This is a genomic window from Mycobacterium sp. NGS34, assembly GCF_059812845.1.
On record NZ_JCALDM010000003.1, the window covers coordinates 145420 to 167999 of the forward strand.

The 22580-nt window shown below is 71.7% G+C and carries 22 protein-coding genes; 6 read left to right on the forward strand and 16 right to left on the reverse strand.

Annotation, left to right across the window (positions count from 1 at the left end):
- The first annotated feature begins 41 nt into the window (after positions 1 to 41).
- On the forward strand, positions 42 to 623 hold the full coding sequence (locus AC5Y7V_RS09590) for a DUF3558 domain-containing protein (protein ID WP_499879810.1): 582 nt from the start codon (positions 42 to 44) through the stop codon (positions 621 to 623).
- Positions 624 to 664: 41 nt separating this feature from the next.
- Entirely contained in the window at positions 665 to 2392 is a 1728-nt protein-coding gene (locus tag AC5Y7V_RS09595) for a CocE/NonD family hydrolase (protein ID WP_499879811.1), read from the forward strand.
- On the opposite strand, the gene AC5Y7V_RS09600 is transcribed toward AC5Y7V_RS09595, so the two are convergent.
- Together AC5Y7V_RS09600 and AC5Y7V_RS09605 are read right to left on the reverse strand one after the other, a co-directional pair.
- The gene (locus AC5Y7V_RS09600; protein ID WP_499879812.1) at positions 2351 to 2899 is read right to left on the reverse strand and encodes a DUF1802 family protein; all 549 of its coding nucleotides are present in this window, start codon (positions 2897 to 2899) and stop codon (positions 2351 to 2353) included. The two genes, AC5Y7V_RS09595 and AC5Y7V_RS09600, sit on opposite strands and share 42 nt — an antisense overlap.
- A complete protein-coding gene (locus AC5Y7V_RS09605) occupies positions 2896 to 3165 on the reverse strand; it encodes a DUF2277 domain-containing protein (protein ID WP_499879813.1) in 270 nt (89 codons plus the stop codon). Before AC5Y7V_RS09605 ends, AC5Y7V_RS09600 begins: the two co-directional genes overlap by 4 nt.
- Before the next feature lie 45 nt (positions 3166 to 3210).
- On the opposite strand from AC5Y7V_RS09605, the gene AC5Y7V_RS09610 reads away from it, so the two are divergent.
- On the forward strand, positions 3211 to 3960 hold the full coding sequence (locus AC5Y7V_RS09610; RefSeq protein ID WP_499879814.1) for an enoyl-CoA hydratase: 750 nt from the start codon (positions 3211 to 3213) through the stop codon (positions 3958 to 3960).
- An 8-nt stretch (positions 3961 to 3968) separates the two neighbouring features.
- A complete protein-coding gene (locus tag AC5Y7V_RS09615; protein ID WP_499879815.1) occupies positions 3969 to 4541 on the forward strand; it encodes a hypothetical protein in 573 nt (190 codons plus the stop codon).
- A gap of 55 nt (positions 4542 to 4596) precedes the next feature.
- Here the strand turns inward: AC5Y7V_RS09615 and AC5Y7V_RS09620 are convergent, their stop codons facing one another.
- From AC5Y7V_RS09620 to rimP, 6 genes are all read right to left on the reverse strand, one after another.
- Positions 4597 to 5613, reverse strand: coding sequence for a DHH family phosphoesterase (locus AC5Y7V_RS09620; RefSeq protein ID WP_499879816.1), 1017 nt, complete (start codon positions 5611 to 5613; stop codon positions 4597 to 4599).
- Positions 5588 to 6070, reverse strand: a complete 483-nt coding sequence (rbfA, locus tag AC5Y7V_RS09625) for a 30S ribosome-binding factor RbfA (protein ID WP_499879817.1) — start codon at positions 6068 to 6070, stop codon at positions 5588 to 5590. The genes AC5Y7V_RS09620 and rbfA overlap by 26 nt, the downstream gene beginning before the upstream one ends.
- Entirely contained in the window at positions 6070 to 8817 is a 2748-nt protein-coding gene (gene infB / locus AC5Y7V_RS09630; RefSeq protein ID WP_499879818.1) for a translation initiation factor IF-2, read from the reverse strand. Before infB ends, rbfA begins: the two co-directional genes overlap by 1 nt.
- A gap of 75 nt (positions 8818 to 8892) precedes the next feature.
- Positions 8893 to 9231: a YlxR family protein gene (locus AC5Y7V_RS09635; RefSeq protein WP_499879819.1), complete on the reverse strand. Its 339-nt coding sequence runs from the start codon at positions 9229 to 9231 to the stop codon at positions 8893 to 8895.
- 63 nt (positions 9232 to 9294) lie between these two features.
- Positions 9295 to 10338 carry a transcription termination factor NusA gene (gene nusA, locus AC5Y7V_RS09640; RefSeq protein ID WP_499879820.1) on the reverse strand — a complete coding sequence of 348 codons (1044 nt, stop codon included), beginning with the start codon at positions 10336 to 10338 and terminating at the stop codon, positions 9295 to 9297.
- Positions 10335 to 10886 (reverse strand): ribosome maturation factor RimP, encoded by a 552-nt coding sequence (gene rimP / locus AC5Y7V_RS09645; protein WP_499879821.1) that lies wholly within the window; start codon positions 10884 to 10886, stop codon positions 10335 to 10337. The genes nusA and rimP overlap by 4 nt, the downstream gene beginning before the upstream one ends.
- A gap of 182 nt (positions 10887 to 11068) precedes the next feature.
- Between rimP and AC5Y7V_RS09650 the strand changes: the two genes are divergently transcribed.
- The gene (locus tag AC5Y7V_RS09650; RefSeq protein ID WP_499879822.1) at positions 11069 to 11608 is read left to right on the forward strand and encodes a twin-arginine translocation signal domain-containing protein; all 540 of its coding nucleotides are present in this window, start codon (positions 11069 to 11071) and stop codon (positions 11606 to 11608) included.
- Positions 11605 to 12051, forward strand: a complete 447-nt coding sequence (locus AC5Y7V_RS09655) for a ferritin-like domain-containing protein (RefSeq protein ID WP_499879823.1) — start codon at positions 11605 to 11607, stop codon at positions 12049 to 12051. The genes AC5Y7V_RS09650 and AC5Y7V_RS09655 overlap by 4 nt, the downstream gene beginning before the upstream one ends.
- 2 nt (positions 12052 to 12053) lie before the next feature.
- Here AC5Y7V_RS09655 and AC5Y7V_RS09660 read toward each other — a convergent pair whose 3' ends face one another.
- The 8 genes from AC5Y7V_RS09660 to mqo form a co-directional block, all read right to left on the reverse strand.
- Positions 12054 to 13802, reverse strand: a complete 1749-nt coding sequence (locus tag AC5Y7V_RS09660) for a proline--tRNA ligase (RefSeq protein WP_499879824.1) — start codon at positions 13800 to 13802, stop codon at positions 12054 to 12056.
- Positions 13803 to 13876: 74 nt separating this feature from the next.
- The gene (locus AC5Y7V_RS09665; protein WP_499879825.1) at positions 13877 to 15469 is read right to left on the reverse strand and encodes an MFS transporter; all 1593 of its coding nucleotides are present in this window, start codon (positions 15467 to 15469) and stop codon (positions 13877 to 13879) included.
- Positions 15470 to 15491: 22 nt separating this feature from the next.
- The gene (gene cobA / locus AC5Y7V_RS09670) at positions 15492 to 16718 is read right to left on the reverse strand and encodes a uroporphyrinogen-III C-methyltransferase (RefSeq protein WP_499879826.1); all 1227 of its coding nucleotides are present in this window, start codon (positions 16716 to 16718) and stop codon (positions 15492 to 15494) included.
- A gap of 9 nt (positions 16719 to 16727) precedes the next feature.
- A complete protein-coding gene (locus tag AC5Y7V_RS09675) occupies positions 16728 to 18095 on the reverse strand; it encodes a cobyrinic acid a,c-diamide synthase CobB (protein ID WP_499879827.1) in 1368 nt (455 codons plus the stop codon).
- Positions 18092 to 18706, reverse strand: coding sequence for a cob(I)yrinic acid a,c-diamide adenosyltransferase (cobO, locus tag AC5Y7V_RS09680; protein ID WP_499879828.1), 615 nt, complete (start codon positions 18704 to 18706; stop codon positions 18092 to 18094). Before cobO ends, AC5Y7V_RS09675 begins: the two co-directional genes overlap by 4 nt.
- A gap of 16 nt (positions 18707 to 18722) precedes the next feature.
- Positions 18723 to 20549, reverse strand: coding sequence for a magnesium chelatase subunit D family protein (locus AC5Y7V_RS09685; protein WP_499879829.1), 1827 nt, complete (start codon positions 20547 to 20549; stop codon positions 18723 to 18725).
- Positions 20546 to 21019, reverse strand: a complete 474-nt coding sequence (locus AC5Y7V_RS09690; protein WP_499879830.1) for a GNAT family N-acetyltransferase — start codon at positions 21017 to 21019, stop codon at positions 20546 to 20548. The genes AC5Y7V_RS09685 and AC5Y7V_RS09690 overlap by 4 nt, the downstream gene beginning before the upstream one ends.
- Positions 21016 to 22503 (reverse strand): malate dehydrogenase (quinone), encoded by a 1488-nt coding sequence (gene mqo / locus AC5Y7V_RS09695; RefSeq protein WP_499879831.1) that lies wholly within the window; start codon positions 22501 to 22503, stop codon positions 21016 to 21018. Before mqo ends, AC5Y7V_RS09690 begins: the two co-directional genes overlap by 4 nt.
- Positions 22504 to 22580: the final 77 nt, after the last annotated feature.

A 22580-nucleotide genomic window follows, 5' to 3' on the forward strand; every position in this document is an offset into this window, starting at 1 on the left:
CACTGCCGGGGTTCTACACTCCCGGCAAGGGAGGGCAGGAGATGTCGGTGATCACCAGGCTGCGGTTGGTCGGAGCGCTGGGCGCGCTGGCCACGGCGCTGGTCGTGGGCGCGCAAAGCGCCCCGCCGGGGCCGAGCGGGCGCGGGCCCGTCGAGCTGCGGTCGACGGCCGAGCCGATGGAGACCACCATGAAGAGCCCCATCGTGGCCACCACCGACCCGCGTCCGTTCGACGCGTGCGAGGACATCCCGTTCGACGTCGTGCAGCGGCTCGGGCTCGGGTTCACGCCGCCCGAACACGAGGACGGGCTGCGCTGCCACTTCGACGCTGGCAACTACCAGGTGGCCGTCGAGCCCATCATCTGGCGCACCTACGAACAATCCCTGCCGCCCGACGCCATCGAGACCACGATTGCGGGGCACCGCGCCGCGCAGTACTGGGTGATGAAGCCGACCTATCACAACAGCTTCTGGTTCTTCTCCTGCATGGTCGCGTTCAAGACCAGCTACGGGGTGCTGCAGCAGGCGCTGTACTACTCGGCCGTCTACTCCAACCCGGAGGTGGACTGCATGTCCACCAATCTGCAGCGCGCCAACGACCTGGCGCCGTACTACAAGTTCTGATTACGCCGCCCGGCGTCCCGAAAAAACCTAGTGTGGGGCCGGTGAGCACCACCTCGACCCGCCCCGCGCAGTCCAAATCCCCCAGGCTGGGACGGTTCGGCGACGCCGCGCTGGGCCGGCTGTTGGGCGTGCGGCGGGCGACCACCGAGTACACCGTGGAGCGCGTCGACGTGCCGATGCGCGACGGGGTCACGCTGGCCGCCGACCACTACGCGCCCACCACTTCCAGCCCCGCGGGCACCCTGCTGGTCCGCGGGCCCTACGGGCGGAGGTTTCCGTTCTCGAACGCCTACGCGCGGCTGCACGCCGCGCGCGGCTATCACGTCGTGCTGCAGAGCGTGCGCGGCACGTACGGGTCGGGCGGGGAATTCGACCCGATGGTCAACGAGGCCGCCGACGGCGCCGACACGGTCGTCTGGCTGCGCGAACAGCCGTGGTTCGCCGGCCGCTTCGGCACCGTCGGCGTGTCCTATCTGGGCTTCACCCAGTGGGCGCTGCTGCAGGATCCGCCGCCGGAGCTGGCCGCGGCCGTCATCACCGCGGGCCCGCACGATTTCAACGCCTCGGTGTGGGGCACCGGCTCCTTCGCCGTCAACGACTTCCTGGGCTGGAGCGACCTGGTCGCGAACCAGGAGGACCCGCGACGGGTCAAGATGGCGCTGCGCCAGCTGCAGGCCCGGCGCAAGGTGGCCGAGGCGGCGGGCGCGCTGCCGTTGGGCGCCGCGGCCCGGGCCCTGCTCGGCGATGGCGCGCCGTGGTTCGAATCGTGGATCGAACACCACGAGCAGAACGACGCGTTCTGGGACGCCCGGCGCTTCACCGACGCGCTGGACCGCGCGCGGGTGCCGGTGCTGCTCATCGGCGGCTGGCAGGACATCTTCATCCGGCAGACGCTGCAGCAGTACGCCCACCTGCACGGCCGCGGGGTGGACGTCGCGCTGACCGTCGGCCCCTGGACACACACGCAGCTGCTGGGCAAGGCGCTCCCGATCAGCGCGCGGGAGACGCTGGACTGGCTGGACACCCACCTGGCCGGCGAGCCTCAGCGCCGGCCGAGCAGCGTGCACGTCTGCGTCACCGGCGTGGACGGGGGCCAGGCCTGGCGCCACCTGCCCGACTGGCCGCCCGCCACCACCGAACGGGCGCTGTACCTGCGGCCCGGCGGGCACCTGGGCGAGACGGCACCGACCCCGAACGGGTTGGCGCCGGCCACGTTTCGGTACGACCCCGCCGACCCGACGCCCACCACCGGCGGCCCGCTGCTGTCCACGAACGGGGGCTACCGCGACGACAGCCGCCTCGCCGCGCGCGACGACGTCCTCGCCTTCACCAGCCTCACCCTCACCCACGACCTGTACGCCTACGGCAATCCGGTGGTCGAGCTGGCGCACAGCTCCGACAATCCGCATGTCGACCTGTTCGTCCGGGTGAGCGAGGTCGATGCCAAGGGCCGCTCCCGCAACGTCAGCGACGGCTACCGGCGGTTGGGCGCAGCGGACGCCGCCGCCGGGACCGAACTCGTGCGGGTGGAACTCGACGGGATCGCCCACCGCTTCCGCGCCGGCTCGCGCATCCGCGTCCTGATCGCGGGCAGCTGGTTCCCGCGCTTCGCGCGCAACCTCGGCACCGCGGAACCGTTGTTGACGGGCCTGCAGTCCACGCCCGCCACCCACGCCGTGCACTACGGGCGGTCCCGGCTGCTGCTTCCCGTCGGCCCCGCCGACCCGTCAGGCGACCGCGTCGCGGACCCGACGGGCGACCTGACCTAGCTCGGCGTCGTCGTGCACCGGCGCGGCCAGGCGGACGTCGGCCAGCGGCAGCTGCGCCCAGCTGGTGCAGCCGCCGTACTCGGGGGCCCGCGGGATGCGCAGCGGCTCGGCCAGCGGGATCACCGACACCACCAGCACGGCCAGCTTGTGCTTGGGCCGGAAGTCCAGCCGATCCTCGCGCACCGACTCGGCCGTCCAGATGTGCAGGTCCTCGATCGCGGCCAGCCCATCCGGTTGATTAACCTCCTGCGCCGCAACGACTTTCGCTGCGGCGCGTAACACCAGGTGCTCGTCGGCGGCGTCGGCCGCGCCGGCGTCCAGCAGGTCGCGGTGCTCGGGCCGCACGCGCTGGGCGTGGCTGTGGGCGACGGTCGGAAACAACAGGAACTCGCGGGCCGCGAGCTCAAACCGCTTCTCGCCGATGCCGCCCTTCCGCAGCAACACCAGCTGGCGGCCGTCGAGCAGCGCGTGCACCACCGCGCCCCACTCCTTGAGCGCCGGCGTCATTTCGCCCCTGCGAGGCGGGCCACCACCTCGGGCCGGCGCAGCGGCGGCACGGTCTTCGGCGGTTGGCGCCGCGGCGGCAGGGCCGCCAGCAGTCGCGCCGTCGTCTCGGTGACCTCGGCGACCGCGGCCTCGAACGCGTCGGCGTTGGCGGCCGACGGGCGGGTGATGCCGCTGACCTTGCGCACGTACTGGCGCGCGGCCGCCGCGACCTCCTCCGGCGTGGCTTCCGGCTGCAGGCCCCGCAGTTCGGTGATGTTCCGGCACATGCCTCCACGATAAATGCGCCGGGAGCGACCCTCTACGGTGAACAGATGACCGACGACGTCCTGCTGATCGAGACCGACGAGCGGGTGCGCACCCTGACCCTCAACCGCCCGCACGCGCGCAACGCGCTGTCCTCGGCGCTGCGGGACCGGTTCTTCGGCGCCCTGGCCGACGCCGAGACCGACGAGGGCGTCGACGTCGTCATCGTCACCGGCGCCGACCCGGTGTTCTGCGCGGGGCTGGACCTCAAGGAGCTGGGCAGCGAGGCTGCGCTGCCCGACATCTCGCCGCGCTGGCCGGCGCTGACCAAGCCGGTGATCGGCGCGATCAACGGCGCCGCGGTCACCGGCGGGCTGGAGCTGGCCCTGTACTGCGACGTCCTGATCGCGTCGGAGCAGGCCCGTTTCGCCGACACGCACGCCCGGGTGGGCCTGCTGCCCACCTGGGGACTGACCGTGCGGCTACCCCAGAAGGTGGGGGTCGGCCTGGCCCGGCGCATGAGCCTGACCGGGGACTACCTGTCCGCCGCCGACGCGCTGCGCGCCGGCCTGGTGACCGAGGTGGTGCCGCACGACCGGCTGATGCGCACGGCCCGCCAGGTGGCCGCCTCGATCGTCGGCAACAACCAGAACGCGGTGCGGGCGTTGCTGGCCTCCTATCACCGGATCGACGACACCCACACCAGCACCGGGCTGTGGCTGGAGGCCACGGCCGCCCGGCAGTTCCGCACCAGCGGCGACGACATCGCCGCCAACCGCGATGCGGTGCTGCAGCGCGGGCGGGCCCAGGTCCGGTAGGGGAAGCGATGCGCGCCGGCGGTGTCACGTTGGGGACCCTCACTCTGGTGGCGGCGTCCGCGATCGCGGCCACCGCAGTGCCGCGTGCCGCGGCCGAGCCGCCGCCGCGATTCCCCGACCTGAACAGGTTCACCGCCGTCCCGGCGGACGGCTACGCGACGCCCGCCCAGGGCGGGGCGCCCCGCATCAGCTTTTCCGCCACGCCGACCCTGGTGTGCGACTTCTACGGCGGCCCCGCGCCCGCTCCCCAACCGTCGCAGGACATCAAGTGCAGCGGCGACGCCCCCGGGATGGATGACGTCCCGTTTCCCGGTGGCGGCCACTCGAAACCGGGCGATTGCGTCGTGGGCGCGGTGAACTTCAAGGGGCCGGGTTACGAGCTGAGCCGCATGACCTACAGCGGCTGCGACGGCAACCCGCCCGCGCTGACGTCGGGCGGCAAGCCGCTGGCCGCCGGCGCGAAACTGACGTATCTCAACGTGACGTGCGCCGTCGACGCCGGCAACGTCGTCGCCTGCCTGGACACCACCAGCGGAGACCACGGCTTCGTGCTACAGCCGTCGGGAAGCTGGGCCTTCTAGGCCCGATGGTGGCGACCCGCTTCGCCCGGCTTCGCCGCGCTAGCGATCGCCACTGCTAACCGAGCGCCGCGCGCAACGACGCGACGGCGTCGTCGATCGAGCCGACGGTCGAGTACCCCGCGGCGAGCCGGTGGCCACCGCCGCCGAACTCCGAGGCGACCGCCGCCAGATCCACGTGGGCCTTGGCCCGCATCGACACCGACCAGTGCTGCGGGTCGACCTCCTTGAAGACCGCCGCCACCTCCGCCTGCTGCGTGGTGCGCACGATGTCGACGATGCTCTCGACTTCCTCGGCGCGCGAGGTGATCCAGTCCCGATGCTCGACGACCGCGTACACCAGCCCGCGACCGCCGGCCGCGTCCGGCACGAGTTGCGCCGAGCCCAGCACCCGCGACAGCAGCGGAAGCCACCCGAACGGGTGGGTGTCCATCAGGGTCCGGCTGATCGCGGCGTTGTCGACACCGAGGTCGACCAACCGGGCCGCCAGCCGAAGCGCCCGGGCGCTGGCCCAGCGGAACGATCCGGTGTCGGTCGTCAGGCCGGCGTAGATGCAGTGCGCAACGTCCCGGTCGATCGGCTCGCCCCACGCGTCGAGGATGTCGGCGACCATCATCGTCGTGGAATCCGCCGACACGTCGATGAAGTTCGCGCTGCCGAACCGGTCGTTGGAGGCGTGGTGGTCGATGACCAGCGACCGGCGGCCCGGGCCGGCCAGCTCGCTCAGCTCCCCGAGCCGCTTGACGCTCGGAACGTCAACGGTCACAACCAGATCGACGTCGCGGCGCAGCTCGTCCGGGCGGACCAGCAGCCGACAACCGGGCAACGACGCCAGCGACTCGGGCAGCGACGCCGGGGCGGCGAAACTGACCTCGACGCGCTTGCCGCACCGGTCGAGCACCAGCGCCAGCGCCAGCCCCGCGCCGATGGTGTCGGCGTCGGGGTGGACGTGGGCGATCACCGCGATCGTCGCGGCGCCCGACAGCAGCTCGACGGCGCCGGCGGCATCTACCGACAACCCCTGGGTGCCCCGCGGGGCACCGGCCAGATCAGTTTTCGGGTCGATCGTCGTCACCGGCGTTCCCGTCGCTCGCGTCCCCAGCCCCGCTCACACGGTATGGATCGGCCTCCCCGGCCGGCTTGGCACCCGAGCGAACCCGCGCCAGATCGGCGTCCGCGGCGCGGGCACGCTCCAGCAATTCCTCCATCCGCTGCACGCTGTCTGCGGTCGTGTCGCGGGTGAACGTCAGCGTGGGCGTGAAGCGCACGCCGGTGCCGGCCCCGACCCTGGTGCGCAGCGCGCCCTTGGCCCGCTCCAGCGCCGCGGCCGCGGCGGCGTAGTCGGGCTCGTCGTCGAGCGTGCGGCCCATCACCGTGTAGAACACCGTCGCATCGTGCAGGTCGGCGGTCACCTTGGCGTCGACGATGGTCACCCCGTCCAGGCCCGGATCCTTGATCTCGAACTCGATCGCCGAGGCGACGATCGTGAATATCCGCTTGGCCAACCGGCGCGCCCTGGCCGGATCGGCCATCAGGCCCGTTCCTTCTGCACCAGCTCGTAGGACTCGATGATGTCGCCTTCCTTGATGTCGGAATAGCCCAGCGTCATACCGCATTCGAAGCCCTCGCGGACCTCGGTCACGTCGTCCTTCTCCCGGCGCAGCGAGGTGATGGTGAGGTTGTCGGTGACCACGATGTTGTCCCGCAGCAGCCGGGCCTTCGCGTTGCGGCGCACCACACCCGAGCTGATCATGCAGCCGGCGATGATGCCGACCTTCGAGGACCGGAAGATCGCCCGGATCTCGGCGCGACCCAGCTGGTTCTCCTCGTAGATCGGCTTGAGCATGCCGCGCAGGGCCTTCTCGATCTCGTCGATCGCCTGGTAGATCACCGAGTAGTAGCGGATCTCCACGCCCTCGCGGTTGGCCAGCTCCGTCGCCTTGCCCTCGGCGCGCACGTTGAACCCGATGATGATCGCGTCCGACGCCGACGCCAGGTTGACGTTGGTCTCGGTGATGCCACCGACGCCGCGGTCGATGACGCGCAGCGCCACCTCGTCGTCGACCTCGATGCCCATCAGGGCCTCTTCCAGCGCCTCGACCGTACCGGCGTTGTCGCCCTTGAGGATCAGGTTCAGCTGGCTGGTTTCCTTCAGCGCGGCATCCAGATCGTCCAGGCTGATCCGCTTGCGGGACCGCGCCGCCAGGGCGTTGCGCTTGCGGGCGCTGCGCCGGTCGGCGATCTGGCGGGCGATGCGGTCCTCGTCGACGACCAACAGGTTGTCACCGGCGCCGGGCACCGACGTGAAACCGATGACCTGCACCGGTCGCGACGGCAACGCCTCGTGGACGTCCTCGCCGTGCTCGTCGACCATGCGGCGCACGCGACCGTAGGCGTCGCCGGCGACGATCGAGTCGCCGACGCGCAGCGTGCCGCGCTGAATCAACACGGTGGCAACCGGCCCGCGACCGCGGTCCAGGTGCGCCTCGATCGCCACACCCTGGGCCTCCATGTCGGGGTTGGCCCGCAGGTCCAGGGCGGCGTCGGCGGTCAGCAGCACCGCCTCTTCCAGCGCCTCGATGTTGGTGCCCTGCTTGGCGGAGATGTCCACAAACATCGTGTCGCCACCGAAATCCTCTGCCACCAAACCGAATTCGGTTAGCTGGCCGCGGATCTTGGCCGGGTCGGCGCCCTCCTTGTCGATCTTGTTGACCGCCACCACGATCGGCACATCGGCCGCCTGCGCGTGGTTGATGGCCTCCACCGTCTGCGGCATCACGCCGTCGTCGGCGGCGACCACCAGGATCGCGATGTCGGTCGCCTTGGCGCCGCGGGCACGCATGGCGGTGAACGCCTCGTGACCCGGGGTGTCGATGAAGGTGATCAGCCGCTCGGTCCCCTCGAAGTCGACTCCGACCTGGTAGGCGCCGATGTGCTGGGTGATGCCGCCGGCCTCGCCCTCGCGGACGTTGGCCTTACGGATGGTGTCCAGCAGCCGCGTTTTACCGTGGTCGACGTGACCCATGACGGTCACCACCGGCGGCCGGGTCTGCAGGTCCTCCTCGCCGCCCTCGTCCTCGCCGTAGGTCAGGTCGAAGGACTCCAGCAGCTCGCGGTCCTCGTCCTCGGGGCTGACGACCTGCACGACGTAGTTCATCTCGCTGCCGAGCAGCTCGAGCGTCTCGTCGCCGACCGACTGGGTGGCCGTCACCATCTCGCCGAGGTTGAACAGCGCCTGCACCAGCGCCGCCGGGTTGGCGTTGATCTTGTCGGCGAAGTCGGAGAGCGAAGCGCCGCGGGCCAGCCGGATGGTCTCGCCGTTGCCGTGCGGCAACCGCACGCCCCCGACGACCGGCGCCTGCATGTTCTCGTATTCGGCGCGTTTCGCCCGCTTCGACTTGCGACCGCGCCGCGGCGCGCCACCCGGGCGGCCGAACGCGCCGGCCGCGCCGCCACGCTGACCGGGACGGCCACCGCCGCCACCGCCGCCACCGGGACGACCCCTGAAGCCGCCGCCTCCGCCCCCGGGCGGGGCGCCGACGCCGCCGCCACCGCCACGGTAGTTGCCGCCGCCGCCGTCGGAGCGGCCGCCGGGCCCACCGGGCCGGCCGCCGCCCGGTCGCGGGGCGCCGGGCCGGGCCGGGCGGCCCTGCCCCGCCGCGCCGCCGGGCCGGGGCGGCATGCTGCCCGGCGAAGCGCCCGGCCGCGGCGCACCCGGCCGCGCCGCGCCGGGGCGCGGGGCCTGCGGGCGCGGGATGGGCCGGTCGACGGGTTGCGCCGACGAGAACGGATTGTTGCCGACGCGCGGGGCGCGCGGCTTCGGAATCGGGCCGGGCCGCGGGCCCGGTGTCATGCCGGGCTGCGGGGCCGGTTGCCCGGCCGGCTGTGCGGGGGCCGGGGCCGCCGGTTGCCCGGGCTGGGGCCGCGGGGGCGCCGGGGGCGCGGGCGGCGCGTCGACGGTCGCGGCCGGGGCGGCTGCCATCGTCCCGCCGGCGGCGGGCTTGGGGGCCGCGGCGGTCGCTTCGCCGTTCGGCGCGGGCTTGCTGATCGCCTTGTCGAGGGCCTGGTCGAGTGACTTGTCAGGGGCCTTGGCGGGCGCCTTGGTGGCGGCCGGCTTGCTGCCCCCGAAGGACTCACGCAGCCGGCGAGCCACCGGCGCCTCTACCGTCGACGATGCGGATTTGACGAATTCGCCCTGTTCATTCAGCCGGGCGAGCACTTCCTTGCTACTGACACCGAGTTCCTTGGCCAACTCGTGTACGCGGGCCTTACCTGCCACTACATCTCCTGTCTATGAGGCGACAGCAGTGGGCCGCACGCCTCGGGTATTAGCTGTAACGCATGGGTATGCGAGTCATCGGGACTTCACGGTGTGCTCATGTTCTTTGCTGCCTCTTCTGTCGCCGGGTAAGTCGTGCACCGCCACGTGCTCGACCACCGCGGATGTGTCCAGTGGACCGGTGATGCGCAACGCTCTGGTGAAAGCCCGCCGCCGAATCGCCTGTTGCACGCACTGTGGCGCGGGATGCAGCCATGCACCCCGCCCCGGCAGGCTACTCCTGTCGTCAACGATCGCGGCATATTCGCCGTTCCCCGTCGACACAGCCACCACGCGAAGCAGTTCGGCGGCCAGCTCTCGCTTTCGGCACCCCACACACGTCCGCACCGGTCCCGAAAGTTCACGCTGGATCACGTGTCAGTCTAACCTCCCCTGACCGGAGGTCAGAACCACCCGAAGCTGGGCCGTTACCTGAGGTCAGTGATCGTGCGCCACGGGGTGACCGGCGCCGTGTTCGGCCTGACTCTCGGCGTGCCCCGGCGAATCCCCGCGAATGTCGATGCGCCAGCCGGTGAGCCGCGCGGCCAACCGCGCGTTCTGGCCCTCCTTGCCGATGGCCAGCGACAACTGGAAGTCGGGCACCACCACGCGGGCGGCCCGGGCGGTCTGGTCGATGACTGACACCGAGACCACCTTCGCCGGCGACAGCGCGTTGGCGACGAACCGGGCCGGGTCCTCGTCGTAGTCGATGATGTCGATCTTCTCCCCCGAGAGCTCGCTCATCACGTTGCGGACCCGCTGGCCCATCGGGCCGATGCAGGCGCCCTTGGCGTTCAGGCCGGGAACGTTCGAGCGCACCGCGATCTTTGAGCGATGCCCCGCCTCCCGGGCCACCGCCACGATCTCCACCGACCCGTCGGCGATTTCGGGGACCTCCAGCGAAAACAGCTTGCGGACCAGGTTGGGGTGCGTGCGCGACAGCGTGATCAGCGGCTCGCGGGACCCGCGCGTCACGCCCACGACGTAGCAGCGGACCCGGTTGCCGTGCTCGTAGCTCTCGCCGGGGACCTGTTCGGCCGCCGGGATCACGCCCTCGGACGCCTTGGTCTCGGTGCCCATCCGCACCACGACCAGCCCGCGCGCGTTCGCCCGGCTGTCGCGCTGGATCACCCCGGCCACGATCTCCCCCTCGCGGGTGGAGAACTCGCCGTAGGTGCGCTCGTTTTCGGCATCCCGGAACCGCTGCAGCATCACCTGGCGCGCGGTCGTCGCGGCGATGCGGCCGAAACCCTCGGGGGTGTCGTCCCATTCGCTGATGACGTTGCCGTCCTCGTCGGTCTCGCGGGCCATCACCTTGACGACGCCGGTCTTGCGGTCGATCTCGATGCGCGCCTCGTTCTGGTGGCCCTGGGTGTGCCGGTAGGCGGTGAGCAGCGCGGATTTAATGGTCTCGAGCAATTCGTTGACCGAGATTCCCCGGTCCACCTCGATCGCGTGCAATGCGGCCATGTCGATGTTCATGTCTTGGCCTCCGTCCTGTCGGGCCGCCCCACCTCAGCCAATCCAGCCAGCTCTTGCTCCGCCCGCGCCGGCGGTGAAAACTCAACCTGCACAACGGCTTTCGCGATTTCGGCGAGCGGGACCTCGCGCACCGCCCAGTCCCGGCCCGCGCGAACCACCACCGCGACGGCGCCGTCACGGGTCTCGCCGACGCGCCCGGTCAGCTTCGATCCGTCCGACAACGCGATCTCGACCTTGCGGCCACGGGCGCGGCGGAAATGCTTCTCGCTGGTCAGCGGGCGGTCCACGCCCGGCGAACTGACCTCCAGCACGTAGCGGTCGCGGATGGCGCCGAGAACCTCCGAGCCGTCGAGCAAATCCGAAGCCGAACGGGACAGGGTGGCGATCGTGTCGAGGTCCAGGGGGTCGTCGCCGTCGGCGATCACGGTGATCCGCGGCGGGCGCGTGCGGGTGTCGACGACCACGTCTTCGATTTCGTAACCGGCGCGCGCGAATTCCGCGTCGAGTAGCTCGATCACCTGCGTCTGCGAAGGTAGCCCGGTGGTCACGGCGAGCTCCTCATCTTGAGTTGTCCGGTCAGCTGACGGATGTCGCCACCCAGGTGGTTTCCGGGTGGTTTCCGGTGCGAGTCAGCTATCAACGATACGCCAGGAATCGCCGATGACGGCGTGATCGCGCGTGGTCACGGTCCTTGGACCTGCCCCCCTTCGCGCAATGGCAGGATGTTGCTGTGCCTAGCGGAGTACCGGTTACCAACCGGCGGGGTGTGCTCGCCGGCGCCGCGGTCCTTGCCGCGCTCGGGGTGGTCGCGTCCGCCTGCGGCCAGTCGCAGCCCAAGCCGCCCGCCGCCGAAAACCTGGTGGGGCCGCTGGACCAGGCCCGCAAAGACAGCGCGCTGGCCGGAGCCGCAGCCACGGCGGTGGGTCTCGCGCCCCAGGTCGCGGCCGCGCTGACCGTGGTCGCGACCCAGCGCGCCGCGCACGCCCGCGCGCTGTCCACCGAGATCTCCCGGGCGGCCGGCAAGCTCGCCCCGTCGGGCAGCGAGACCACGGGCACCAGCCCCAGCCCGACCCCCGCCGAGCCGCCGGGCCCGCCACCACCGCCGCCGCCGGTGCCCGATGTGATCAATTCGCTGCGCGCATCCGCCGAGGCCGCGAGCCGGCTGGTGACGACCGAGTCGGGCTATCGGTCCGGGCTGTTGGCGTCGATCGCCGCGTCGTGCACGGCGTCCGCGACCGTGGCGCTGGTGCCCGGGGGACCGTCGATATGACATCAGGAAAAGACGCCGACAACGCGGCGCTGTGCGACGCGCTGGCCATCGAACACTCGACGATCTACGGCTACGGCATCGTGTCCGCGCTGTCACCGCCCAGCGTCAACGACATGGTGGTGCAGGCCCTCGGCGAGCACCGCCAGCGCCGCGACGACGTCATCGCGATGCTGGCCGCGCGCAAGGTCACCGCGCCGGTCGCCGCGGCCGGCTACCAGCTGCCGATGCTGGTGGGCAGCCCGGCGGACGCGGCGCGGCTGGCGGCCCGGATGGAGAACGACTGCGCGACGGCGTGGCGCGCGGTGATCGAGCACGCGGAGACGGCGGACGACCGCGCGTTCGCCGCGAACGCCCTGACGCAGAGCACGGTCATGGGCGCCCGGTGGAACCGGGTGCTGGGCGCCTGGCCCATCACGACCAGCTTCCCGGGCGGCAACGACTAGCGCTACCCGCTCAGGGCCGCCGCGATGTCGGTAGCCAGCGAGGCGCCCACGGTCAGCTCGCGGGTCTGCCCGTCGAAGCGATCCCGCAGCTCGACCTTGCCGTCGGCCCAGCCCCGCCCCACCACGACGATGCGCGGCACGCCCAGCAGCTCGGCGTCCTTGAACTTGACCCCGGGCGACGCCTGGCGGTCGTCGAGCAGCACCTCGAGGCCCAGCCGGTCCAGGTCGGCGGCCAGCGCGGTCGCCCCGGCGCGGGCCTCGGGGTCCTTGTTGGCGATGACCAGGTGCACGTCGAACGGCGCGACGGCCGCCGGCCAGCGCAGGCCCAGCTCGTCGTGGTGCTGCTCGGCGATGACGGCCACCATCCGCGACACGCCCAGGCCGTAGGAGCCCATGGTCAGGCGCACCGGCTTGCCGTCCTCGCCGAGAACGTCGACGGTGAACGCGTCGGTGTACTTGCGGCCGAGCTGGAAGATGTGGCCGATCTCGATGCCGCGCGCGGACACCAGCGGGCCGGCCCCGTCCGGGGACGGGTCGCCGTCGCGCACCTCGGCGGCCTCGATGGTGCCGTCGGCCGTGAAGTCCCGGCCCGCCACCAGCCCGACGACGTGCCGGCCCGGCTCGTCGGCGCCGGTGATCCAGCTGGTGCCGTCCACCACCCGCGGGTCGACCAGGTAGCGAACACCGTTGTCCCGCAACGCCTTCGGTCCGATGTAGCCCTTCACCAGGAACGGGTACTTGACGAAATCGGCGTCGTCGAGCAGCGCGTAGTCGGCCGGTTCCAGCGCCGCGCCCAGCCGCTTGTCGTCGACCTCCCGGTCGCCGGGCACCCCGATGGCCAGCAGCTCCCACTCCCCGCCCGGCTGGCGGACCTTGAGCAGCACGTTCTTCAGGGTGTCGGCCGCGGTGACCTCGCGGCCCAGGCCAGCCGCGTTGGCCCACTCGACCAGGGTGGCGATCGTCGGGGTGTCGCCGGTGTCGTGCACCACCGCGTCGGGCAGCCCGTCGATCGGGCGCGCCTCCGGGCGGGCGGTGACGACGGCCTCGACGTTGGCCGCGTACCCGGACTCCAGGCAGCGCACGAAGGTGTCCTCGCCGACTTCGCTCTCGGCCAGGAACTCCTCGGACGCGCTGCCGCCCATGGCGCCGGAGACCGCGGACACGATGACGTAGCGCACCTGCAGCTTGGCGAAGATGCGCTGATAGGCGTCGCGGTGCGCGTGGTAGGCGGCCTTGAGCCCGGCGTCGTCGATGTCGAACGAGTAGGAGTCCTTCATCACGAACTCCCGAACGCGCAGGATGCCGGCCCGGGGGCGCGCCTCGTCGCGGTACTTGTTCTGGATCTGGAACAGCAGCAGCGGAAAGTCCTTGTAGGAGCTGTACTCGCCCTTGACGGTCAGCGCGAAGAGCTCCTCGTGCGTGGGGCCCAGCAGGTAGTCGTTGCCGCGGCGGTCCTGCAACCGAAACACGCCGTCGCCGTATTCGGTCCACCGGTTGGTCGTCTCGTACGGGGCGCGCGGCAGCAGCGCCGGAAACAGGATCTCCTGGCCGCCGATGGCGTTCATCTCGTCGCGCACGATCCGCTCGATCCTGCGCAGCACCCGCAGGCCGAGGGGCAGCCAGCTGTACAGCCCGGGCGCGACGGGCCGCACGTAGCCCGCCCGGATGAGCAGCTTGTGGCTGGGCACCTCGGCGTCGGCGGGGTCGTCGCGCAGGGTGCGCAGGAACAGCTCAGACATCCGGGTGATCACAGCGGGCCAGCCTAACCAGTGGCGTTTGTCAGCCGAAAATCGACGACGCGAAAGTGCAACTGCCGAGGCGGGGGCTAGAACTCGCCCGCGTCGATCGCGTCCTTGACCTCTTGCGCGTGCGCGACCTGCTGGGGCGTGTAGCCGATGAGCAGCGCCGCGGCGCCGACGATGACGGCCACGCCGGCCACCCACAGCAGCCCATAGGTGTAGCCGTGGTCAAGCGCGCGCAGTTGCACGTCGTTCATGAACTTCACCGGGCCGGTGGTGCCGCCCAGGTACAGCGTGCGGGAGGTGATCACCGCCTGGATGACGGCCAGCACCAGCGGCCCGCCCAGGCTCTGCAGCATCAGCGCGATGGCCGACACCGGCCCGATCTGGTCGAAACCGACGCCCGCGATCGCCGACAGCGTCAGCGGGACCACGCAAATGCCGATCCCGATCCCGCCGACGATGATGGGCAGCACCAGGTTGGGGAAGTAGGGCACGCCGCGGTGCATGAAGAACGACCCGTAGATCATCGCCCAGAAAAGCAGCAGGCCCCCGCCGATCGTCAGCACCCGCGGGGAGAACCGCGACACCAGCTGCGACGACACACCCAGGCCGATCCCCATCGCGATGACGAACGGGATGAAGCCGATGCCGGCGCGCAGCGCGCTGTAGCCGAGGATGTCCTGCACGTACAGGCCGATGCACACGGTCAGGCTGAACATCAGCCCGCCGGCCAAAAAGATCGCGGCGAAGGTGACCAGCCGGTTGCGGTCGCGGAACAGCGCGAACGGCACCACGGGGTTCTCGGCGGTGCGTTCCACCACGACGAAGGCCAGCGCGGCCGCCAGGGCCACCGCCGCCGAGCCGATGGTGGTGACCGAGATCCAGCCCTTCTCCGGGCCCATCGAGAAGGCGAACACCGCGGCGGTGCACGCCAGCGTGGCCAGCATGGCGCCGGTGGCGTCGAGCTTCATCCGCTCCCGGTTGGTCTCCCGCAGCGCGGTGCGGGCGAGGTAGATCATCACCAGCCCGATCGGCACGTTGACCAGGAACGCCAGCCGCCAGGACCACTCGGTCAGCGCGCCACCGACCACCAGGCCCATCACCGAGCCGACCCCGGTCATCGCGGCGAACACCGCCGTCGCGGCGTTGCGCGCGGGCCCCTTCGGGAAGGTGGTCGCGACCAGTGCCAGACCGGTCGGCGACGCGATCGCCGACCCGATGCCCTGCAGCAGCCGGGCGATGACCATGGTCGCCTCGTCCCAGGCCACGGCGCACGCCACGGAGGAAATGGTGAACAGCGCGACGCCGACGATGAAGGTGCGCTTGCGGCCGATGGTGTCGCCGAGGCGCCCGCCGAGCAGCATCAGCCCGCCGAAGGTCAGCACGTACGCGGTGATGACCCAGCTACGCCCGGCGTCGGACAGGCTCAGGTCATTCTGGATCTTGGGAAGCGCGACGATCGCGACCGTGCTGTCCATGGTCGCCAGCAGCTGCATGCCACCGATGGCGATGACCGCCGCGATGAACCGCCAGGACGGCAGCCACGCCGGGGAATACCTGCCGATGCGTGAGGAGGCGGTCTCCGCCGGCGGCGTAGCGCTCACCGGGGCCGGACGATCGGGGCGTGCGGAGGTCCAAGTTTGGGCCGCGCGCTCTGCGTCGTTGAGAGCCGTCATAATGGGTTACCTTACAGTAATCTTAAGAATCTTTTAAACGCCGAACGCCGCTCAGGCCCACGACGGCCCCGATCACGATGATCGCCGGAGGTCGGATCCCCTCGGCGCGGATCTTCTCCGGCGTGTCGGCCAGGGTGGCCCGCAACGTGTGCTGAGCCGCGGTTGTCCCGTGCTGCACCACCAACACCGGCGTCTGTGCAGGTCGGCCGCCTTTCAACAGCACATCGACGAACAGCTCGATGCGTTCGACGGCCATCAGCAAAACGATGGTGCCCCGCATCGCGGCCAAAGCATCCCAATTCACTAACGATTCGGGGTGACCGGGCGCGACGTGGCCGCTGACCACCACGAACTCGTGATTTATCGCCCGATGGGTGACCGGGACGCCCGCCAGGGCGGGCACGCCTATGGCGCTTGTCACACCCGGCACCACCGTCACCGGAATCCCGGCCTCGGCGCACGCCAGCACCTCCTCATACCCGCGCGCGAACACGAAGGGGTCCCCGCCCTTCAGGCGGACGACGAAGCTGCCGGACCGGGCCCGCTCGATCATGACGTCGTTGATCGCGTCCTGGGCCATGGCGCGCCCGTACGGGATCTTGGCCGCGTCGATGACCTCTACGTGCGGCGGCAGCTCCGCGAGCAGTTCCGGCGGCGCGAGGCGGTCGGCGACCACGACGTCGGCCTGGGCGAGCAGCCGCCGCCCGCGCACGGTGATCAGTTCAGGGTCGCCGGGGCCGCCCCCGACCAGCGCCACCCCGCCGCGCACCACGTCGGAGCTCTCCGGGTCTTCCAGCGTGATGACCCCCTGCTGCAGCGCCTCCCGGATGGCCGACCGGATGGCCGCGGAACGGCGGTGCTCGCCGCCGGCCAGCACCCCCACCGACAACCCGGCGTAGCTGAAGGTGGCCGGGGTCACCGCCGTTCCCTCGACGGCGACGTCGGCCCGGACACAGAAGATCTGGCTGCGTTCGGCCTCGGCGACGACGGCCGCGTTCACTCGCGCGTCGTCGGTGGCCGCGATCGCGTACCAGGCCCCGTCGAGGTCGCCGTCGCGGTATTCGCGCACCGACAGCACGATTCCGCTCATCGCCTCGACGGCCGGGGTGGCCGTGCGCGTGATGACGTGCACCTCCGCGCCACTGGCGATGAGCAGGGGCAACCGGCGCTGGGCGACGGTCCCACCGCCGACCACGACGACCTTCTTGCCGGCCAGCCGCAGCCCAGCCAGGTAGGCGTTGTCGGTCACCCGGCAAGCCTAAAGGTTGTGCGATTGCCGCCCCGCGTGCGCGACGAAGCGCCCCACGGCGCCCGGCGTCGCGGCCGGGTGGGTGTGCAGGTACGACGCGTGCACCCCGGCGTGCACGGCGCCGTCGCGGACGGGATCCGCGTCGGCGCCCCGGTACACCCACGCCGGTTGATAGCTCCGGGCGAAAGTGACTGCGGTGCGGTGGAATTCGTGCCCGACGACCCGCTCGCCGGCGGCATAGAGCGGCGAATCGGCCACGGCGACGGCCTCGCGATAGGCCAGCGTGAGGTTCGGAGTGAACCGCGCCGACCCGGCCAGCACCCCGCACATCGGGTGCCCGTCGAGTTCGGCGGCCAGGTAGATCAGCCCGGCGCATTCGGCGTGCACGGGCGCGCCGGCGGCGGCCAGCTCGTTGATCTGGCGGCGGACAACGTCGTTGGCGGACAGCTCCGCGGTGAACTGCTCGGGAAAGCCCCCGGGCAACAGGACCGCGTCGGTGCCGTCGGGCAACGCGTCGACGAGCGGGTCGAACTCGGCGACGTCGGCGCCGGCGGCGCGCAGCAGCTCCGCGTGCTCGGCATAGCCGAAGCTGAACGCCTTCCCGGCCGCCATGGCGACCGTGGCGTGCGCGGGCGGCCTGTCCCCCACGGCCGCGGCGGGGTCCCACGGCGCATCGGCGGGGCCGCCCCGGGCGGCCGCAACCACCGCGGCCACATCGACGTGGCGGGCGATCAGGGTGGTCATCGCCTCGACCGCGTCGTGCGCGCGGCGCCCGTATTCCACGGCCGTGACGAGCCCGAGATACCTTGTGGGCAGCTCTAATTCGGCGGCGCGCGGGATGGCGCCCAGCACCGGTACCCCGACCTGCTCGCAGGCCTGCCGCAGCACCTCCTCGTGCCGGGCGGACCCGACCCGGTTGAGGATCACGCCGGAGACGCGGGTGGCGGCGTCGAAGGTCGAAAACCCGTGCAGCAGCGCGGCGATGCTGTGACTCTGGCCGCGCGCGTCGACCACCAGAACCACGGGGGTGCCCAGCAGGCCGGCGACGTGCGCGGTGGAGCCCGCCGCGGGGGCCGTCGTTCCGATGCGCCCGTCGAAGAGCCCCATCACGCCCTCGACCACCGCGATGTCCGCGCCGGCTGCGCCGTGCGCGTAGAGGGGGCCGATGAGCCGCTCCCCCACCATGACCGGATCGAGGTTGCGGCCGGGGCGCCCGGCGGCCAGGCCGTGGTAGCCGGGGTCGATGAAGTCCGGGCCGACCTTGAACGGCGCGACCGCATGGCCCGCCCCGCGCAGGGCGCCGATCAAACCCGTTGCGACGGTGGTCTTTCCACTACCCGAGGCGGGCGCGGCGATGACCACCGCGGGGACGCTCACCACTCGATGCCCTTCTGCCCTTTGCGCCCCGCATCCATCGGGTGCTTGACCTTGGTCATCTCGGTGACCAGGTCGGCGGCGTCGACCAGCCGCTGCGGGGCGTCGCGCCCGGTGACCACCACGTGCTGGTGGCCGGGCCGGGCCAGCAGGGCGTCGACCACGTCGTCGGTGTCGACCCAGCCCCACTTGAGCGGGTAGGTGAATTCGTCCAGCACGTAGAAGTCGTGGCGCTGCGCGGCCAGCCGGCGCGCGATCTCGGCCCACCCGTCGGCCGCGGCCGCCGCGTGGTCGATGTCGCTGCCGGCCTTGCGCGTCCAGGACCAGCCCGCGCCCATCTTGTGCCATTCGACGGCCCCGCCGGCGCCGTCGCGGTCGTGGAGCTCGCCGAGCCGGGCGAAGGCCGCCTCCTCGCCGACCTTCCATTTCGCGCTCTTGACGAACTGGAACACGGCCACGCGCAGGCCGGCGTTCCACGCCCGCAACGCCATTCCGAACGCCGCCGTCGACTTCCCCTTGCCCGCGCCGGTGTGCACCGCCAGCACGGGCGTGTTGCGCCGCGCCCGGGTGGTCAGGCCGTCGTCGGGCACTTCGAGCGGTTTTCCCTGTGGCATGGGCGGTTATCCTCGCTCAGGCCGCGTCGCGCACGGCGCGCGTGAGATGGTCGGCGCGCAGCTGCTCCAGCCGCACCGCCGGCGCGCCGAGCTGATCCGCGAGTTGGCCGGCCAGCCCCAGCCGCACGTACGACGTCTCGCAGTCCACGACCACCGCGGCGGCGCCCTCGGCGAGCAACCGGGCCGCCGCGATTCGGCTGCGCCCCAACGGGTCCGGCCCGGCGGTCGCCCGGCCGTCGGTGAGCACGACCACCAGCGGGCGCCGCGCCCGGTCGCGCGCCTTTTCCCGGACGATCAGCTCGCGCGCGGCCAGCAGGCCCTCGGCGAGCGGGGTCTTGCCGCCGGTGTCGAAGCGGGCCAGGCGCCGCCCGGCGATGTGCGCAGACGACGTCGGCGGGAGCAACAGCCGGGCTTCGGTCTGGCGGAAGGTGATCACCGCGACCTTGTCCCGGCGCTGGTAGGCGTCGCGCAACAGCGACAGGGTGGCGCCGCTCACGGCGGCCATCCGATCCCGGGCGGCCATCGAGCCCGACGCGTCGACGACGAAGATCACCAGGTTGCCTTCGCGCCCTTCGCGGATGGCGCGGCGCACGTCCCCCGGCCCCGGCCGCAGCGGGCCCGCGCCGGAGCGCTCGGCGGCCGCCAGCAGCGTGGCGAACAGGTGCAGGCCGTGCGCGCCGGCGTCGCTTCCGTCGGCGGCGGCCACCACGCTGCCGGAGGCGTTACGGGCCCGCGACCGCCGGCCCGGGGCGCCCTCGCCGACGCCGGGCACGGTCAGCGCCCGGGTGCGAAAGGTCGCCGACGGCGGCGCGCTGGGTTTCGTCGACGGCGCGCGCTGCGGCTTCGAATTCGGTTGCTCCTCAACCGCATCGGCGGTCTGTCCGCCACCCGGCGGATCGGGATCGGGCTCGGGTTCGTCGGTTCCGGCTTGCGCCAGGGCCTCGTCCAGCTGGTCGCGATCGATGCCGGGATCGTCGAACGGGTCGCGGCGGCGGCGGTGCGGCAACGCCAGCTCGGCCGCCACCCGGATGTCCTGCTCCTCGACGGTCCTGGCGCCGCGCCACGCGGCATGCGCGACGGCCGTGCGGGCCACCACCAGGTCGGCGCGCATGCCGTCGACGTCGAACGCGGCGCACAGCGCGGCGATGCGCCGTAATTCGTTGTCCGGCAGGGCCACCTCGTCGACCAGTGCCCGCGCCGCGGCGATCCGGCGGGCCAGTTCCGCGTCCGCGTCGGCGTAGCGCGCCGCGAACGCGTCCGGGTCCGCCTCGTAGGCCAGGCGCTGGCGGATCACCTGCGCGCGCACCTCGACGTCGCGCGACGCGCGCACGTCGACGGTGAGGCCGAAGCGGTCCAGCAGCTGCGGGCGCAGCTCGCCCTCCTCCGGGTTCATGGTGCCGATCAGCACGAAACGCGCCTCGTGCGAATGGGAGACGCCGTCGCGCTCGATGTGCACCCGCCCCATCGCCGCGGCGTCGAGCAACACGTCGACGAGGTGGTCGTGCAACAGGTTGACCTCGTCGACGTAGAGCACGCCGCCGTGGGCGCGGGCCAGCAGCCCCGGGGAAAACGCGTGCTCGCCGTCGCGCAGCACCCGCTGCAGGTCCAGCGATCCGATCACCCGGTCTTCGGTTGCGCCGAGCGGCATTTCGACCAGCCCCGCCTCCCCATTTCCCGTCGCGGCGGCCAGCAGCCCGGCCAGCCCGCGCACGGCCGTCGACTTGGCGGTGCCCTTCTCGCCGCGGATGAGCGCGCCGCCGATCTCCGGGCGCACGGCGCACAGCAGCAGGGCGAGCCGCAGTTGGTCGTGCCCGACGATCGCGCTGAACGGATACGGCCTCACGGCTGCTCCGCCAGGCCGGAGCGGGAGGGCTTGAGCATGGGCACGTGCGGGATGCCGTCGTCGACGAAATCGTCACCGGCACGGACGAATCCGTGCTGGGCGTACATGTCGGCCAGGTATGTCTGCGCGTCGATCCGGCACGGGTAGTCGCCGACCTCGGCGAGCGCGGCGCGCAGCAGCCGGGTGGTGTGGCCCTGGCCGCGGGCGCTGCGTTTGGTGCACAGCCGCCCGAGCCGGAACGCCTTCTCGCCCCCCGCGTGCTCCTCCATCAGCCGCAGCGTGCAGATCACCTCGCCGTCGGGCGTCTCGAGCCAGAAGTGCCGGGTCTCGGCGAGCAGGTCGCGCCCGTCGAGCTCCGGGTACGGGCAGGCCTGCTCGACGACGAACACCTCCACCCGCAGCTTGAGCAGCTCGTAAAGGGTCCGGGCGTCAAGGTCTTTGGACCAGGACCGGCGCAGCGTTTCAGTCATAGCGCCGCCAGCCCCAGCGCCTTGGTGCCCCACGCCCAGACGTCGTCGAACAGTGCGGGCTCGCCGGACAGCTCCGTCCCCAGCGACGGCACCATCTCCTTGAGCGTCGGCAGCCACGAGGCATACCGGTCGGCGAAGCAGCGCGCCAGCACGTCGAGCATGGCAGGCACCGCGGTGGACGCCCCCGGGGAACCGCCCAGCAGCCCGGCGATGCTGCCGTCGGCGGCGCCGAGCACGGTGGTGTTGAAGTCGAGCGCCCCGCCCCGGCGCCGGTCGCGGCGGATCACCTGAACCCGCTGGCCGGCGATCGTCAGCTCCCAGTCCGAATCCGTTGCGGTGGGAGCAAATTCGCGCAGCGCGCGCACGCGGTCGGGCTCGGACAGGCGCAGCTGACCGATCAGATAGTTGACCAGCGGCAGCTGGGTGACCCCGACGCCGAGCATCGACAGCACGTTGTCCGGCTTGATCGAGCGCGGGAGGTCGGTGAAGTGGCCGTGTTTCAAGAACTTCGGCGACCACCCGGCGTACGGCCCGAACACCAGCCACGACTTCCCGTTGACGAACCGCAGGTCTAGATGCAGCGCGCCCAGCGGCGGCGCGCCGGGTGCCGGGGTTCCGTACACCTTGGCGCGGTGCGCGGCGGTGAGTGCGGGGTTGTCCGCGCGCAGGAACCGGCCGCCGATCGGGAAGCCGGCGTAGCCCCTGACCTCCTTGATGCCCGACTTCTGCAGCAGCGGCAGCGCGTCCCCGCCCGCGCCGACGAACACGAATTTGGCGTTCAGCCGGCGTTTTTCGCCCGTGCGGCGGTTGCGGACCCGAAGCGTCCAGCTGCCGTCGGATTGGCGGGTCAGGTTGCGGACCTCGTGACCGAACAGCGCCGTCGCCCCGCCGCGCACGCAATAGCCGACGAGTTGGCGGGACAGCGCACCGAAGTCGACGTCGGTGCCGTCGGCAGCCCAGTTCAGCGCGGTCGGCTCGGAGAAGTCGCGCTTGGCGGCCATGAACGGCAGCCGCCGCGCGAACTCGCCCGGGTCGTCGATCAATTCGGTGCGCGCGAACAGGGGGTTGTGGGCCAGCGCGCGCTGCCGCCGCCGCAGGTAGTCCACGCGGCGCGCCCCGCGCACGAAGCTGGCGTGCGGGACCGGGTTGAGGAAGCCGCGGTCGGCCAGGATGCCGTTCTCGATCGCGTACGCCCAGAACTGGCGGGTGACCTGGAACTCCTCGTTGATGCGGACCGCTTTGGTGATGTCGATCGAGCCGTCGGGGTTCTCCGGCGTGTAGTTCAGCTCGCACAGCGCGGAGTGCCCGGTGCCGGCGTTGTTCCAGGGGCTGCTGCTCTCGGCGGCGACGGCGTCCAGCCGCTCGATCAGGGTGATGTCCCAACCCGGCTCCAGCCGCCGCAGCAACGCCCCCAGCGTGGCGCTCATGACGCCGGCGCCCACCAGCGCGACATCGGTGCGCGCGGTTGCGCCTCGGCCTGACACCGTCCCAGGTTATCCCGGCGCGATCCGGGCACTTGCCACGTGCGGCCACCCGTCACCAGCAAAACCTTTAAGCTGGC